This window comes from Pseudomonas nitroreducens NBRC 12694 (assembly GCF_002091755.1).
GTDB classification, from domain to species: domain Bacteria; phylum Pseudomonadota; class Gammaproteobacteria; order Pseudomonadales; family Pseudomonadaceae; genus Pseudomonas; species Pseudomonas nitroreducens.
In genome coordinates, this window is record NZ_BDAI01000007.1 from 78,747 (window position 1) to 91,635 (window position 12,889).

15 protein-coding genes and 1 pseudogene are annotated in these 12,889 nt (G+C 66.3%); 6 read left to right on the forward strand and 10 right to left on the reverse strand.

The window, feature by feature from the left end; translation table 11 throughout:
• Positions 1 to 68 precede the first annotated feature (68 nt).
• The 6 genes and pseudogenes from PNI01S_RS18865 to lptM form a co-directional block, all read right to left on the reverse strand.
• Positions 69 to 761 carry an HAD family hydrolase gene (locus PNI01S_RS18865; protein ID WP_024762096.1) on the reverse strand — a complete coding sequence of 231 codons (693 nt, stop codon included), beginning with the start codon at positions 759 to 761 and terminating at the stop codon, positions 69 to 71.
• Positions 758 to 1,663 (reverse strand): tyrosine recombinase XerC, encoded by a 906-nt coding sequence (gene xerC, locus PNI01S_RS18870; protein WP_024762097.1) that lies wholly within the window; start codon positions 1,661 to 1,663, stop codon positions 758 to 760. The genes PNI01S_RS18865 and xerC overlap by 4 nt, the downstream gene beginning before the upstream one ends.
• A 53-nt stretch (positions 1,664 to 1,716) precedes the next feature.
• Positions 1,717 to 2,418: a DUF484 family protein gene (locus PNI01S_RS18875; RefSeq protein ID WP_024762098.1), complete on the reverse strand. Its 702-nt coding sequence runs from the start codon at positions 2,416 to 2,418 to the stop codon at positions 1,717 to 1,719.
• 155 nt (positions 2,419 to 2,573) lie between these two features.
• Positions 2,574 to 3,404, reverse strand: coding sequence for a diaminopimelate epimerase (gene dapF / locus PNI01S_RS18880; protein ID WP_024762099.1), 831 nt, complete (start codon positions 3,402 to 3,404; stop codon positions 2,574 to 2,576).
• A 13-nt stretch (positions 3,405 to 3,417) separates the two neighbouring features.
• Positions 3,418 to 3,645: pseudogene (locus PNI01S_RS18885) on the reverse strand (diaminopimelate decarboxylase); the annotation flags it as partial.
• 91 nt (positions 3,646 to 3,736) lie between these two features.
• A complete protein-coding gene (gene lptM, locus PNI01S_RS18890; protein WP_017520757.1) occupies positions 3,737 to 3,877 on the reverse strand; it encodes an LPS translocon maturation chaperone LptM in 141 nt (46 codons plus the stop codon).
• A 153-nt stretch (positions 3,878 to 4,030) separates the two neighbouring features.
• On the opposite strand from lptM, the gene PNI01S_RS18895 reads away from it, so the two are divergent.
• The 4 genes from PNI01S_RS18895 to rnk all read left to right on the forward strand — a co-directional run bounded on the left by PNI01S_RS18895 (position 4,031) and on the right by rnk (position 6,196).
• Positions 4,031 to 5,092 carry an AraC family transcriptional regulator gene (locus PNI01S_RS18895; RefSeq protein ID WP_084358797.1) on the forward strand — a complete coding sequence of 354 codons (1,062 nt, stop codon included), beginning with the start codon at positions 4,031 to 4,033 and terminating at the stop codon, positions 5,090 to 5,092.
• On the forward strand, positions 5,089 to 5,424 hold the full coding sequence (cyaY, locus tag PNI01S_RS18900; RefSeq protein ID WP_024762102.1) for an iron donor protein CyaY: 336 nt from the start codon (positions 5,089 to 5,091) through the stop codon (positions 5,422 to 5,424). The genes PNI01S_RS18895 and cyaY overlap by 4 nt, the downstream gene beginning before the upstream one ends.
• On the forward strand, positions 5,402 to 5,608 hold the full coding sequence (locus tag PNI01S_RS18905; protein WP_081753917.1) for a DUF1289 domain-containing protein: 207 nt from the start codon (positions 5,402 to 5,404) through the stop codon (positions 5,606 to 5,608). Before cyaY ends, PNI01S_RS18905 begins: the two co-directional genes overlap by 23 nt.
• Positions 5,609 to 5,791: 183 nt before the next feature.
• Positions 5,792 to 6,196, forward strand: a complete 405-nt coding sequence (gene rnk, locus PNI01S_RS18910) for a nucleoside diphosphate kinase regulator (RefSeq protein WP_084358798.1) — start codon at positions 5,792 to 5,794, stop codon at positions 6,194 to 6,196.
• Between the two features lie 44 nt (positions 6,197 to 6,240).
• Here rnk and PNI01S_RS18915 read toward each other — a convergent pair whose 3' ends face one another.
• The 3 genes from PNI01S_RS18915 to PNI01S_RS18925 form a co-directional block, all read right to left on the reverse strand.
• Positions 6,241 to 9,090 carry a class I adenylate cyclase gene (locus PNI01S_RS18915; RefSeq protein ID WP_065085334.1) on the reverse strand — a complete coding sequence of 950 codons (2,850 nt, stop codon included), beginning with the start codon at positions 9,088 to 9,090 and terminating at the stop codon, positions 6,241 to 6,243.
• A gap of 92 nt (positions 9,091 to 9,182) precedes the next feature.
• Positions 9,183 to 9,416: a TIGR02647 family protein gene (locus tag PNI01S_RS18920; protein ID WP_017520761.1), complete on the reverse strand. Its 234-nt coding sequence runs from the start codon at positions 9,414 to 9,416 to the stop codon at positions 9,183 to 9,185.
• 81 nt (positions 9,417 to 9,497) lie between these two features.
• A complete protein-coding gene (locus tag PNI01S_RS18925) occupies positions 9,498 to 9,779 on the reverse strand; it encodes a hypothetical protein (RefSeq protein ID WP_024762105.1) in 282 nt (93 codons plus the stop codon).
• An 89-nt stretch (positions 9,780 to 9,868) separates the two neighbouring features.
• On the opposite strand from PNI01S_RS18925, the gene PNI01S_RS18930 reads away from it, so the two are divergent.
• Together PNI01S_RS18930 and ppk2 are read left to right on the forward strand one after the other, a co-directional pair.
• Positions 9,869 to 10,834 (forward strand): magnesium transporter CorA family protein, encoded by a 966-nt coding sequence (locus PNI01S_RS18930; RefSeq protein ID WP_024762106.1) that lies wholly within the window; start codon positions 9,869 to 9,871, stop codon positions 10,832 to 10,834.
• A gap of 210 nt (positions 10,835 to 11,044) precedes the next feature.
• Positions 11,045 to 12,001: a polyphosphate kinase 2 gene (gene ppk2, locus PNI01S_RS18935; RefSeq protein ID WP_065085371.1), complete on the forward strand. Its 957-nt coding sequence runs from the start codon at positions 11,045 to 11,047 to the stop codon at positions 11,999 to 12,001.
• A 4-nt stretch (positions 12,002 to 12,005) separates the two neighbouring features.
• Here the strand turns inward: ppk2 and PNI01S_RS18940 are convergent, their stop codons facing one another.
• The gene (locus PNI01S_RS18940) at positions 12,006 to 12,773 is read right to left on the reverse strand and encodes a hypothetical protein (protein WP_038803554.1); all 768 of its coding nucleotides are present in this window, start codon (positions 12,771 to 12,773) and stop codon (positions 12,006 to 12,008) included.
• Positions 12,774 to 12,889: the final 116 nt, after the last annotated feature.

The following is a 12,889-nucleotide window of genomic DNA, read 5'->3' on the forward strand; positions in this document are numbered from 1 at the left end:
CTGGAGCGGCGGGGCTTTTTCATGTCCGATTATTGCGGCGTGCCGTGCTGTAGGAGCGAGCAGGAGTATCAGAGCTTCGCCAGGACGCCCGGCAGCTCTGCCAGGTTGTGGATGATCGCGCTGGGCGCTTCTTCGCCGTCCCATTGCTTGCGTGCGGGGTTGAACCAGATCGCCTTCATGCCCGCGCGGCGCGCGCCGGCGATGTCATCGCTGGGGTGGTCGCCGATGTGCACGGCGTGTTCGGCGGCGACGCCGCCGCGCTTGAGCGCTTCCTGGAAGGGATGCGGATCGGGCTTGCCGACGCCCAGTTCTTCCGCGCACAGGGCGAACTGGAAGTAGTCCGCCAGGCCCAGCCGGCGCACGTCGGCGTTGCCGTTGGTGAGCACGCCGAGGATGAAGCGGTTGGCCAGTTGCTCCAGGGTCGGATGCACCTCGGGGAACAGTGCCACCTGGTGTCGCGCCTGGAGGAAGGTCTGGAAGCCGGCCTCGGCCAGCTCCGTCGCCTCGGGCTGTGGATAACCCGCGTCGAGCAGCGCGTGGAACAGGATGCGCCGGCGCAGCTCACTCAGGCGGTGCTTGAGCATCGGGTCCTGCTCCATCAGCCGCGAACGGATTGCCCACAGGTGCTCGATGGGCACCGGGCCGAGCTGTGCAGCGTGCACCGCGAGCCAGTCACGCAGGGTGGCTTCGGCGCTGTTCATCACCGGGGCGACGTCCCACAGCGTGTCGTCGAGATCGAAGGTGACCAGACGGATACTCATTCTTCTGCTCCGGGTTTACGGCGTGCCCGCGGGTGCGCCTGGTCGTAGACCGTGGCGAGGTGTTGGAAGTCCAGGTGGGTATAGATCTGCGTGGTGGCGATGTCGGCGTGGCCGAGCAGCTCCTGTACCGCGCGCAGGTCCTGGGAGGATTCGAGCATATGACTGGCGAACGAATGCCGCAGCATGTGCGGGTGCAGGTGCTGGCCCAGCTCGCGCACGCCGGCCTCGCGCACCCGCAGCTGGATGGCGCGCGGCGTCAGGCGCTTGCCGCTGCGGCCGATGAAGACGGCGTTGTCCTGCGGCGACACGCTGGCCCGTAGTGGCAGCCAGGCTTCGATGGCCTGCCGCGCGGCGCGGCCGACCGGGAGTTCGCGAACCTTGTTACCCTTGCCGTGGACGCGTACCAGGCCGTCTTTCAGGTCCAGCCATTCCAGGTCGAGGCCGACCAGCTCGGAGAGGCGCAGGCCGGAGGAATAGAACAGCTCCAGCAACGCCTGGTCGCGACGGGCGATGAAGTCGTCCTCGACGCCGCCGTCGAGCAGTTGCGCAGTGCGGTCGGTATCCAGCGTGCGCGGCAGCTTACGGGCGCCCTTCGGAGCGGCGAGGCCGTCGGCGGGATCGTGCCGGCAGCGGCCTTCGCGGATCAGGTACTGGTACAGCCCGCGCGTGGCCGACAGCAGGCGCGCCAGGCTGCGGCTGGCAAGGCCCTGCTGGTGCAGGCGGGCGACGAACAGGCGCAGGTCGCGCACCTGCAGCGCCGACCATTCGTTGATCGAGGATTTCTCGCACAGCGCGGCGAGCCGCGCCAGGTCGCGGCGGTAGCCGTCGAGCGTGTGCACGGACACCTGGCGCTCGCTGCGCAGGTGTTCCAGATAGGATTCCAGATCGGCTTCGAGCGACACGCGGAAAGCTCCCAGTGATACAGCCAGGCTGGCAGCTTACCGCGTTGCGAAGGTCAGCGTACCGAGCGCAGTGGCGTGGAGAAGCGCGGCAGGGTGCGCGCGAGGACTTCGGCAACGTAGCCGAGGAACAGGGTGCCCAGCGAGCTCTTATAGTGCTGCGGATCGGGGCTGCCGATCGCCAGCACGCCGTGCAGACCCTGGAAGGTCAGCGGCACGACGGCGGCGGACCCGACCTGCTCGCGTTCGCTTTCGCAGAACAGGAAGGCCAGCTCGTGGGGGCGCAGCACGCCGCAGACGGTCTTGCCGCCGGACAGCAGGCCACCGATGGCCTGGTGCGCTTCGGCGCTGCTCACCGAGCGGCCCACCGGCAGATTGTTGTCGCTGAACAGGATCAGGCTGACGTAGGGCACGAGGAATTCGTGGCGCAGGCTGTCTTCCACCGTGCTGACGATTTCCTCGAGGCTGGTGGCGTCGAGCAGATCGAGCACCAGGCGGCGGGTCTTGTCGAACAGGCGATCGTTGTCGCGGGCTACGTCCATCAGTTGCGACAGCCGATGGCGCATCTCGATGTTGCGCTCACGCAGCAGGCGCACCTGGCGTTCCACCAGCGACACGGCATCGCCCGGCTGGTGCGGAATGCGCATCTCCGGGATCAGCTCGTCATGGTCGACGAAGAATTCAGGGTGCCGGCGAAGATAGTCGGCGACCTGTTCGGCTTCGAGCGTAACGGTGGGGTCCTGGGGGATATCGGTCATAAGCGTCCCGGTTCAGCGCCTGTCCAATGTCTGCCTGCGCTTTGCTCATACGGCGTTGGAAACAGGCTCAAAATGCTCATCTACTCTTCGTAAACTGCGCTTTCTCGCCTGTTTCCGCCTTGTCTGAGCTGCGCTCGGCAAGACCTTGAACAGGCTTATAGACGTACCTGGCCTTCGAACACCCGCACGGCGGGCCCGGTCATCATAACGGGCTGACCCGGTCCTGCCCACTCGATGGACAACCGTCCGCCGGGAAGGTCGATCTGTACCGGCGATTGCAGCCAGCCCTGGCGAATGCCGGCGACGGCGGCGGCGCAGGCGCCGGTGCCGCAGGCCAGTGTCTCGCCGGCGCCGCGTTCCCAGACGCGCAAGCGTGCCTGGTGCGGATTGACGATCTGCAGGAAGCCGATGTTGGCCTTCTGCGGGAAGCTTTCGTGGACTTCGAGTTTCGGGCCCAGGGTGCGTACCGGTGCGCTGTCGACGTCATCCACGCGCAGCACGCCGTGCGGGTTGCCCATGGAGATGGCGGCCAGCTCGTAGCGCTGCCCGTCCACTTCCAGGGGATAGCTCAGCGCCTCGCTCTCGGCCTTGAACGGCACCTGCTCGGGCACCAGGCGCGGCGGGCCCATGTCGACGGTGACCTGGCCATCGTTGGCGATGGTCAGCTCGATCATGCCGCCCTTGGTTTCCACGCGGATGGTCTTCTTCGCGGTCAGGCGCTTGTCGACCACGAAGCGCGCGAAGCAGCGCGCGCCGTTGCCGCACTGTTCGACCTCGGTACCGTCGCAGTTGAAGATGCGGTAGCGGAAGTCCGCGTCCGGTGTGCTCGGCGGCTCGACGATCAGCAGTTGATCGAAACCGACTCCGAAATTGCGGTCGCCCCACTGTTTGACGTGGCGTGGCTGCACATGGGCGTGCTGGCTGACCAGGTCCAGGACCATGAAGTCATTGCCCAGCCCGTGCATCTTGGTAAAGCGCAGAAGCATCGTCGTCTCGGCCTCAGTCCGGCAGCAGGCTTTCGCCGGCGAACAGCTCTTGTCTCTTGCGGCAACGCACCCCGTGCGCGGCCGAGCTATCCGCCAGCACCTCGGCGGCGCGGCCCCGGGTGTTGTCGTTGGAAATCATGACGAAACCATAGGCGCCGGCCGGATGAACGGCCAGCAGGTCACCTTCTTTCCGGGCGGGGGCGCGAAGCCGGGCGGGGAAGTCGCCGGTTTCGCCCGGCGGCGTGCCAAAGCGCTCGGCAATCGCCGACGCTGGCACGTCTGCCGCGAGCAGTCGCCCGCCGCGGACGTCGAAGGCGTCCATGGGAACGCCCTCAGAGACCGTAGCGGTCCTTGCTGTGTTCGTTCTTGGCCTTTTCGTCGTCCGGCAGGTACAGCGGGCCTTTCTGCCCGCAGCCAGCAATGGCGGCGGTCAGCAGGGCGATCGCGACGAAGGGAAGCAGCAGTCGCTTCATGGCGGAATCCTTTAAATAAAGCGTCGATTGGGCCGGAGTATACCGGCCCCCCGCCGGCTTGCCTATGCGAGCCGGCTCCCGCCTGGCGGGGCTTTCGGCTCGCGCCCGGCGGGCCGCTGGCCCTATGATGGTGGGCAAAAAATGGAAAGCTCGATGGACTATCGCGATCCCCTGCCCAGTTCGGTGTCGGTGGCCTACCTGCAGGGCCTTGTGGGGCATCTGCAGCGCCACGGCGTGGAGCCGACGCAGTTGCTGGAGACGGTGCATCTGGAGCCCTCGATCCTCGCCCAGCGTGACCAGCGTATCGCCGCCAGTGCTTACCTCGAACTGGTTGGCGCCGGCGTGCGCCTGAGTGGCGACGACAACCTCGGCCTGCATCTGGGCGAGGCGGTGCGCCCCGGCTACTACGGCGTACTCGGCTACCTGATCATGAGCTGCGCGACCCTTTCCGACGCCCTGCATCGCCAGGCGCGCTATGCCGCGCTGGTGGGCAACCTGGGCCGCGTCGAGCTGGCCGACGAGCCGCCGCGCGACGGTTGCGAGCCGTTGGTCAAGCACTGCTGGGAGGCGCTGCTGCCGCAACAGCAGCGGCAGATGAGCGAGGAGACGCTGGCCGGCTGGGTCAGCTTCGGCCATTGGGTCAGTGGCGTGGACGAGGCGCCGTTCGAAGTCCGCTTCAGGCACAGCGCCCCGGCGGACGTCAGCGAGCACGCCCGTATCTTCCGCTGCCCGGTACTCTTCGATCAGCCGGACAATGCCCTGGTCTTTCCCAAACGCCTGCTGGCGCTGCCGCTCGGCCAGGCTGACGCCCAGGTGCAGCGCACCCTGGATGCCTACGCCGAACGCCTGCTGGTGGAGATCAACAAGGGCGACAGCGTGCTCGACCGTGCGCGCCGGGAGCTGGCGCGCCAGTTGCCGGAGCAGGGCGCCGACCTGGAGCACCTGTCGCTGACGCTCGCCCTGAGCCCCCGCACCCTGCAACGCCGCCTGCGCGATACCGGCCTGTCGTTCAGCCAACTGGTGGACGAAACCCGCCAGCAGCTGGTGCTCCACTATTTGCGCGACCCGGCATTGGATACCGCCGATATCGCCTATCTGCTGGGCTTCAGCGAAGCCAGTTCGCTCGCCCGCGCATTCCGGCGCTGGACGGGGCAGAGTCTGGGCGAATACCGGCGTAAACTGGTGCCTTTGACTGATCCCGAGGACGATGCATGAGTACTTTGAGCGAAGCCCGCTTCCATGACCTGGTGGACGCCGTACAGGTAACGGTGGAGGACGCCTTCGACGACAGCGATCTGGACCTGGACCTGGAGAACTCCAGCGGCGTGCTGACCGTGCGCTTCGAGAACGGCACCCAGCTGATCCTCAGCCGCCAGCCGGCGCTGCGCCAGCTGTGGGTGGCGGCGCGCTCCGGCGGCTTCCACTTCGACTACGACGAATCCGGCTCGCTGTGGATTTGCGACAGCACCCGCGAACCGCTGGGCGCGCTGCTCAATCGCGCCACGCTGGAACAGGCTGGCGAGGATGTCGACTTCCCCGGCATCTGAGGGGCAGGCGAGCGTCGCTTCGCCCTGCTGCCGGCGCTGCTGCCTGGACGACGCGGATGTCTGCGTCGGCTGCGGCCGCACCCTGGGCGAGATACTGGAGTGGAACGAGGCGGACGGCGAGCGTCGCCGGGCGATTCTGGCGGACTGCGAAAAGCGCCGAAACAACCACTCGCCGAAGTGGTGACTGGTCGGTGTTGCTTATTTTCTGTGCTGTGTTAGTGTCCGGGAAAACCCCGCCTTGGGCGGGGTTTTTCTTTTTTCGGAATTCATTGCGCGTTCGTTTCCCGAACGTCTTTACTGCCAGAACACCCAGGGCCCCGAGCGCGCGAGCGTCCGGGGCTCTCCTGTAAGGAGACTGCCAACCATCATGACCACGACTCCCATCACCGTCACCCGACTCGACCTGCAACGTCTGGAGCGCATGCTCGACAGCCTGGATGAGTACGGCCCCTCTGCCGAGGCGTTGGAGGCCGAGCTGGCCCGTGCCACGGTCGTCGGCCACGACGAGATACCGCCGGGCGTGGTCACGATGAACTCCACCGTGCGCTGCCGCGAGGAAAGCAGTGGCAAGGAGTACCACCTGACGCTGGTCTACCCGGCCAATGTCGGCGGGGAAGGCAAGGTGTCGATCCTGGCGCCGGTCGGCACCGCGCTGCTCGGCCTGACCACCGGCCAGAGCATCGACTGGCCGGCGCCCAGCGGCAAGACGCTGAAGCTGACCCTGCTGGAAGTCGAATACCAGCCCGAAGCGGCCGGCGACTTCGATCGCTGAGTTCCCTTCCGGGACTTTCCCTCCCCGGGCGTCCGGTCCGGCCTTCAGGCCTCGGCCAGCGCCCGGTTCAGCGCCTGTTCCAGGCTCTGCTTGTAGCGCAGGAAGTGCACCGTCTGCAGCTCGCCGCCCTCGCGCATGGCCGAGAGGTCCAGGTCGGTGATGTAGCAGGGGTAGCGCTCCTGTCCCCGGCGCCGGTCCAGGATGTGCCTGGCCACGGCCTGGAACAGCTCGTTACCGAACTCCAGTTCCGAGAACTCGCGGTGGTTGCAGAACAGCGTGGTGCGCGCGCGCTGGCCTTCTCCGGGTTCGACGATCGCCTGCACGTTGTAGAACGGCAGCGCTTCCAGCGGCTGCGGCGTATTGCGCCGCTCGATGCGTTGCGCGCGCTGGTGACCGTTGGTCACCACTTCGTAGAAGAGGATGTCCGCACCCACCGGTCCCTGGCTTTCCAGTAGCGAGATCACGGCGTTGCGGCGGTACTGCACCGACTGCAGGAAGCGCTGCAGCGGCAGCAGCAGGCCTTCCTCGGTGTCGTACTCCTGGCGCCGCCGCCAGAGGGCGTTGCGCTCATCGAGGATGGTGATTTCCGCGCTGCCTTCGTCCAGGCGGTAGAACACCTGCACGGTATTGGCCCGGCCCAGCGGCAGGATCATGGCGAGGTCGTCGCCTTCCAGCGCGTGCCGGTCCAGCTGCAGGAAGCCGCTGTCGTCCTGGGTGTCGCCCAGGTGCTCGACGAGCGCCGGCAGCCCTTCGATCACCCGGTGGCTGACGCTGCCGGGCACCAGGTGCAGCAGGTGGAAATGCTGGCGCACCTGCAGCAGGTAGCGCCCGCCCTTGCCGCTGGCGAGCTGCGCATGGGCATCGCGGAACAGGTCTTCCACACGCTGGGCGATGGCCGCGGCGCGGTTGCGGCAGAAGCAGCGCACCAGCAGACGCGGCGGCGGGGCGTCGGTGGGCAGCGTGTTGAGGAACTCGCGCAGGCAGTCGAGCAGCGCGTGGGGTCCCGAGTAGCGGCTGACCAGCAGTTCGTTCCAGCTGTTGAGGGTGATTTGGTCGAGGGTCAGCACCAGGTTGTCGCGCACCCCGGAGTAGCCGAGCGAGTCGGTGCGCTCGGTGGTCATGTGCACGTTCATCTGGCTGTGCTGGCGCAGCGGGTCGATGCCGACGTTCACCAGCAGCAACACCTGCGACGGCACCGCACTGCGCAGCAGGGCGCTTTCCGGCACCTCGTCGAGCGGCAGCGGGACGGCCTGCTGCAGGCTGCCCAGCAGGTTCTGCAGTTCGAACTCGCTCAGGTCGCTGGCGCCCGGCTGCAGGGACAGCCGCGTTGTCGCATCGACCACGCCGTTGCGGTGGCTCCAGGCGAGCAGGTCCATGAGGTCACGGGCGCGACGTAGCGGGGCGAAGTCGGCCATCTCCTGCAGCGACAGGTTGCCGCCATACAGCGCCCAGAACGGAGGTTTGCCGGCGTCGCCACCCGGCAGCTGGGCGAGGGTGAGGATGTCTTCGGCCATGTCCGGGGCGATACCCGGGTTGATGAATTCGACCTTGCCGGCCTTGCGCTCGAAGGCGGCGTACAGGCGTCGTCCGAGGATGCCCATGTCCCGCGGGTTGATGCCGCTGGCGGCCTGCTGCAGGCGGGCGAACTGAGAAAGGAAGCGGTAGCTATGGGTCAGCTCGTTGACCAGCGCGCGGCGTTCCAGCAGCACCTGGCGCACTTTCCACTGGCTGCGGCTGTCCAGTTGGGCGAAGGCGCGGTTGTCCCACTTCCACTCCGCCGAGACGCGCTCCATCACCTTGCGCTGCCAGCTCTTGTGGCCCTGGCGCGGCGGCCGGCCGAGCTTCTTGCCGACCTTCAGGTAGAGGCAGCGGCGGATCAGTTCCAGGCGCTCGGTTTCCCCGCGCGCCTTGAGGTATTCCTCCAGGCGCCGGTAGAGCATCACGTAGGGGTCGAGATCCTCCACGTCCAGGCGGCCGGCGTAGATCGCCTGCTTGTAGCGCAGGCTCAGGCAGGAAACCTGCGGGTGTTCGCTGGCGTAGACCTCGGTGAGCAGCAGCTTGAGCACCGATTTGTAGGGCGACTCGATGCCCTTGAACAACTGCCACATGCCGGCGCCGATGAACTCGCCGGGCGGGATGCGCGCCAGGTGCCCGAGATCGAGGACGTCCTCGGCGCGGATGAAGCGTTTGCTCAGCAGTGTCTGGCAGTACTCTGCGTAGCGATTCTCCTCATAGACCGGTACCAGCCACCACAGCGGCGTGCGGCCGCCAAGCCAGATGGCGGTGCGGTAGAACTCGTCGAGCAGCAGGTAGTGCTGGCTGGTGCCGCAGTCGTCGGAGGTCAGCCGCGCCTCGCGGGCGCCCTGGGTGTAGTGCTGCGGGTCGACGAGGAAGCAGTGCACCTCGGCGCCCAGGGTCGCGGCCCATTGTTCGAGCAGCTCGCATTTGCGGCGCAGTTCCGCCAGCTCCCGCTCGGAGAGGTCGGGGGCGTGGCAGACCCACAGGTCCAGGTCGCTCTGTTCGGCCTGGGCGACGGTGCCCAGGCTGCCCATCAGGAACAGCCCGTGGATCGGCAGTGGCGGGTTGCCGCGACGGGGCTTGTAGCTGAAGGAGCGGGTCAGGCGCTGGGCTTCGGCGAGGACGTCGTCCTCCGGGACGAAGTTCGACAGCCCTGCGGGGGTGCTGGCCGATACGTAGCCGGGCAGCAGCGGGTGGTTCACGTCCAGCAGCAGCGGCAGCAGCTTGAGAACAAGCTGCTGCCGCGTGGAAAGCGCTTCACTGGCCCGTTGCAAGCGCGCGGAGTTGACCTTCAGGAAGCGCTGACGCAGCTGCGTCAGCACCTTTCGGTCGATGCCGTCGTCGATGTCCGGGCGAATTTCGGGAGTGAGCGTCATGGCGTACTGCTGCCTGGCCAGCGGCGCCGCATCAGGGAATGCGGCGCTCGGAAGTGTGCCAGTTTATCGCCCGCTCGCAGGGGAACTTGAGGTCAGCCGCGCAGGATGCCGAGCAGGACCTGAGCGTGTTCGGCGGCGTCGAGGCCCAGGCTGGTCAGATAGCCTCCGTCCTGCTGGTCGATCAGGCCTTTGGCATGGAGTCGGCCGGCGGCCGCCACGGCCTCGGCGGAAGCGTCGTGATGCACTTTCAACCCGGCCTGGCTGTTCTCCAGGTCGTAGAGCGCCAGCAGATCAAGTTCCTCAACCATTTCTTTGGTGAAAGCCATTCTTCTAACTCCCGATGGTCAATGAGGCTCCAGTGTAGTCTCAAGTCCGACCGGTTCGGCAAGCGGTCTTATGCCGCTGCCTCATTCGGCAACAGTGCCGTCGGGCAGGGTCGGCAGTGCGCGCAAGGCCTGTTCGTACCATTCGCCGTTGAACGGGCGGTCTTCGGCCAGCATCGACTCGATCTCGTGGGCGAGCACGAGGGCCATCAGGTGCAGTGCATCCTCGCGCTCGTAGCCGACCAGCGTCAGCTTGTTGAACACCGCGCGGGCGGCTGCCGGGCTCTCGCTTTCAATCTGGTTCTCGATCGCCTGGATCAGGGTGTCTTCGGCGAAGGACTCTTCGGCATCGTCCTGGTCAGTCATCACATTGCTCTCCGCTGGACTTGTGAAGCCGCCTGAAGTTGGCCAACCTGCGGGACAACTTCAGGTGCGTAAAAGGATTGTGGGGCGACATGATCACCTATTACACCCTCGTCGGCGACCGCCTGGTTCGCCACAACGGCAGCGAGTGCCATGGCATGCCCAAGGACACGCTCTGGATCGACCTGTTCCGGCCCACGGCGGAAGAGGAAAAACTGCTGGAGTCGATCATCGAGGTGGATGTGCCGACCCAGGAGGAGATGGCCGAGATCGAGGACTCCTCGCGCTTCTACGAGAGCAAGGGCGCGCTGTACATGACCACCACCGTGGTCGGTGGCATCCGCGAGCACAAGCCGAGCACCTCGGAGGTCACCTGCGTACTGACGCCGCACTGGCTGGTGACGGTGCGCTACACCGACCTGCTGGCCTTCCGTACCTTCGAGTCGCGCACCCAGCGCGGCGGCTGCGAGGGGCGCAGCGACCAGTTGTTCGTGACCCTGATGGACAGCGTGGTGGACCGCATCGCCGACGTGCTGGAGAACGTCCAGAAGCAGCTCGACAGCCTGGGCACCAGCATCTTCCGCGAGGGCCCGGCCAACGAGAAGGCCGACCTGCAGGAAGTGGTCAAGCAACTCGGGCGCAAGAACTCGCTGCTGTCCAAGCTCAACGAGAGCCTGCTGAGCATCAGCCGGCCGCTGAGCTATTTCCGCCAGGGCAGCAACGGCTGGATCAGCGACGAAGTGAAGCTGGGCATGAAGTCGGTGGAGCGCGACGTCCGCTCGCTCAGCGAGTACCAGACGAAGATGGCCGGGGAAATCACCTTCCTGCTCGATGCCACCCTGGGCCTGATCAACATCGAGCAGAACAGCATCATCAAGGTGTTCTCCATCGCCGCGGTACTGTTCCTGCCGCCGACCCTGGTGGGTACGGTGTACGGCATGAACTTCGCGCACATGCCCGAGCTTGCGTGGCTGGCCGGCTACCCCATGGCGCTGGTGGCGATGGTGATCTCGGCGATCATTCCCTACTACTGGTTCAAGTACAAAGGCTGGCTGTAGCCGGTTGCTGGGTGGATTGAGGCGAGCTCGCTCGATGAGATTGATGCCGGTCAAGAAGGCTCGCCCCGCTGGGGCAGAGAGTGGGAAGTCCCCTGACCACTCAATGTCTCACCGGAGGAGACCATGTCCGAGACCGTCACCCGCAGAACCGCCGCGGTACGCCGTGCCAACAAGACTGCCAGCCGGGCGCCGGCCGCCGCCAAGCCACCGATGACCGATGGCGCGGAGGAAATCCGTGCCCAGAGCCATGGCCCGGTTGCGCTGAAAGTGGCCATGGCGCCCCGCGGCAGCAACGAGGACTCCACGTCCGCCGAGCTGCCGGCCCTCTACCCTTACCGCAAGCGGCTGCAGCGCAGGGAATACGAACATCTCAAGGAGCAGTTGCAGGTCGAGCTGCTGAAGGTGCAAAGCTGGGTGAAGGAGACCGGCCAGCGCGTCGTCGTGCTGTTCGAGGGCCGTGACGCCGCGGGCAAGGGCGGCACGATCAAACGCTTCATGGAGCACCTCAACCCGCGTGGCGCGCGGGTCATCGCCCTGGAGAAACCCAGCGACGCCGAGCGCGGCCAGTGGTACTTCCAGCGCTACATCCAGCACCTGCCCACGGCCGGGGAGATCGTCTTCTTCGACCGCTCCTGGTACAACCGCGCCGGCGTCGAGCGGGTGATGGGCTTCTGCTCGCCGCGCCAGTACCTGGAGTTCATGCAGCAGACACCGGAGCTGGAGCGCATGCTGGTGCGCAACGGCATCCTGGTCTTCAAGTACTGGTTCTCGGTGAGCCGCGAGGAGCAACTGCGCCGTTTCGTCTCGCGCCGCGACGACCCGCTCAAGCACTGGAAGCTGTCACCCATCGACATCCAGTCGCTGGACAAGTGGGATGACTACACCCAGGCCAAGGAAGCGATGTTCTTCCACACCGACACCGCCGATGCGCCCTGGGTGGTGATCAAGTCCGACGACAAGAAGCGTGCGCGCCTCAACTGCCTGCGGCACTTCCTGCACACGCTGGATTACCCCGGCAAGGACGAGAAGATCGCCCACGCGCCTGACCCGCTGCTGGTCGGCCGGGCCGCCGACCTGGACCGTGACGAGATGCAGGCGCCGCCTGTGGTGGAGAGTGCTGCCGCGGTACCCGAGGCGGAGCCGGAACCCGAGGCGATCCCAGCCTGAGGCGCTACTGCTGGCTGATCAGCATGAGCTGGCCGGAAACGGCGCGGGCGTTGCGGTCGACGATGATCGGGGCCCAGGGACGGCCGGAAGCGCTGACGCCGCTGTTGCTCTTGCTGTTCATGTCCAGCAGCGCCTTGCTCAGGTATTCCCAGCGGGTGCGCAGTTTCTTGGTCGCATCGCTATCGGGCAACTGATCGATGCGCTGGGTCAGCAGCGGCACCAGCACGCTCTCGTCCTGGCCGAGGTATTCCTGCGGCTGCTCGCGGGCCAGCTCCAGGCCGCTGATGTACGCGCGGCCCAGGTACTGGGTGGCCAGGTACTCGACGCGCACCGGCAGTTCCCACAGCGGAATCTGATTGGCGTCGGCGCTAGCCGGCACGAAGCGCTCGACCTGGTTGAGCAGCTCGCGCAGGGCACGGCTCAGGTCCTGGTTGTAGCGCCAGGGCAGGTCTTCTTCCTTGGGGCCGTAGGAAACGCCATTGCGAATCTGCGTTACGAATTCCGCATGGGCCTTCTTGAGGGCGTCGTCGGCCTTGGGGTAGCCCTTGACCGCCTTGTCCAGGGTGGCCAGGTCCTTCTCCAGCTGGGCGGCGTGGGTTTCCTGGAAGCCTTCGCCGCGCAGCAGCAACAGGCTGTTGATCGAGCGGCAGGTGTAGACCTGCAGGGTCTGCAATTGCAGTTCCTCGCTGGGCAGGTTGGCCTGGGCGGCGAGGGAGAGGAGTCCGAAACAGCACAGCAGGAAACCGCGATAGACATCGAGCTTTCGGAACATGGCGGAGGCGTCCTTCTTGTTATTGTGAGCTGCCTGATTCGCCCGGGCGCGTGTTCTCTGGCGCCAGAAATGCAGCTATCCCTAGGCTAGCTGCGAACCTTGCCGCTGCAACCGTC

Coding starts and splice junctions, on each gene's coding strand:
- PNI01S_RS18865 (WP_024762096.1), bottom strand. CDS start 761: ATGAGTATCCGTCTGGTCACCTTCGATCTCGACGACACGCTGTGGGAC.
- PNI01S_RS18875 (WP_024762098.1), bottom strand. CDS start 2,418: ATGACCGATATCCCCCAGGACCCCACCGTTACGCTCGAAGCCGAACAG.
- dapF (WP_024762099.1), bottom strand. CDS start 3,404: ATGCTTCTGCGCTTTACCAAGATGCACGGGCTGGGCAATGACTTCATG.
- lptM (WP_017520757.1), bottom strand. CDS start 3,877: ATGAAGCGACTGCTGCTTCCCTTCGTCGCGATCGCCCTGCTGACCGCC.
- PNI01S_RS18895 (WP_084358797.1), top strand. CDS start 4,031: ATGGACTATCGCGATCCCCTGCCCAGTTCGGTGTCGGTGGCCTACCTG.
- cyaY (WP_024762102.1), top strand. CDS start 5,089: ATGAGTACTTTGAGCGAAGCCCGCTTCCATGACCTGGTGGACGCCGTA.
- PNI01S_RS18905 (WP_081753917.1), top strand. CDS start 5,402: ATGTCGACTTCCCCGGCATCTGAGGGGCAGGCGAGCGTCGCTTCGCCC.
- rnk (WP_084358798.1), top strand. CDS start 5,792: ATGACCACGACTCCCATCACCGTCACCCGACTCGACCTGCAACGTCTG.
- PNI01S_RS18915 (WP_065085334.1), bottom strand. CDS start 9,090: ATGACGCTCACTCCCGAAATTCGCCCGGACATCGACGACGGCATCGAC.
- PNI01S_RS18920 (WP_017520761.1), bottom strand. CDS start 9,416: ATGGCTTTCACCAAAGAAATGGTTGAGGAACTTGATCTGCTGGCGCTC.
- PNI01S_RS18925 (WP_024762105.1), bottom strand. CDS start 9,779: ATGACTGACCAGGACGATGCCGAAGAGTCCTTCGCCGAAGACACCCTG.
- PNI01S_RS18930 (WP_024762106.1), top strand. CDS start 9,869: ATGATCACCTATTACACCCTCGTCGGCGACCGCCTGGTTCGCCACAAC.
- ppk2 (WP_065085371.1), top strand. CDS start 11,045: ATGACCGATGGCGCGGAGGAAATCCGTGCCCAGAGCCATGGCCCGGTT.
- PNI01S_RS18940 (WP_038803554.1), bottom strand. CDS start 12,773: ATGTTCCGAAAGCTCGATGTCTATCGCGGTTTCCTGCTGTGCTGTTTC.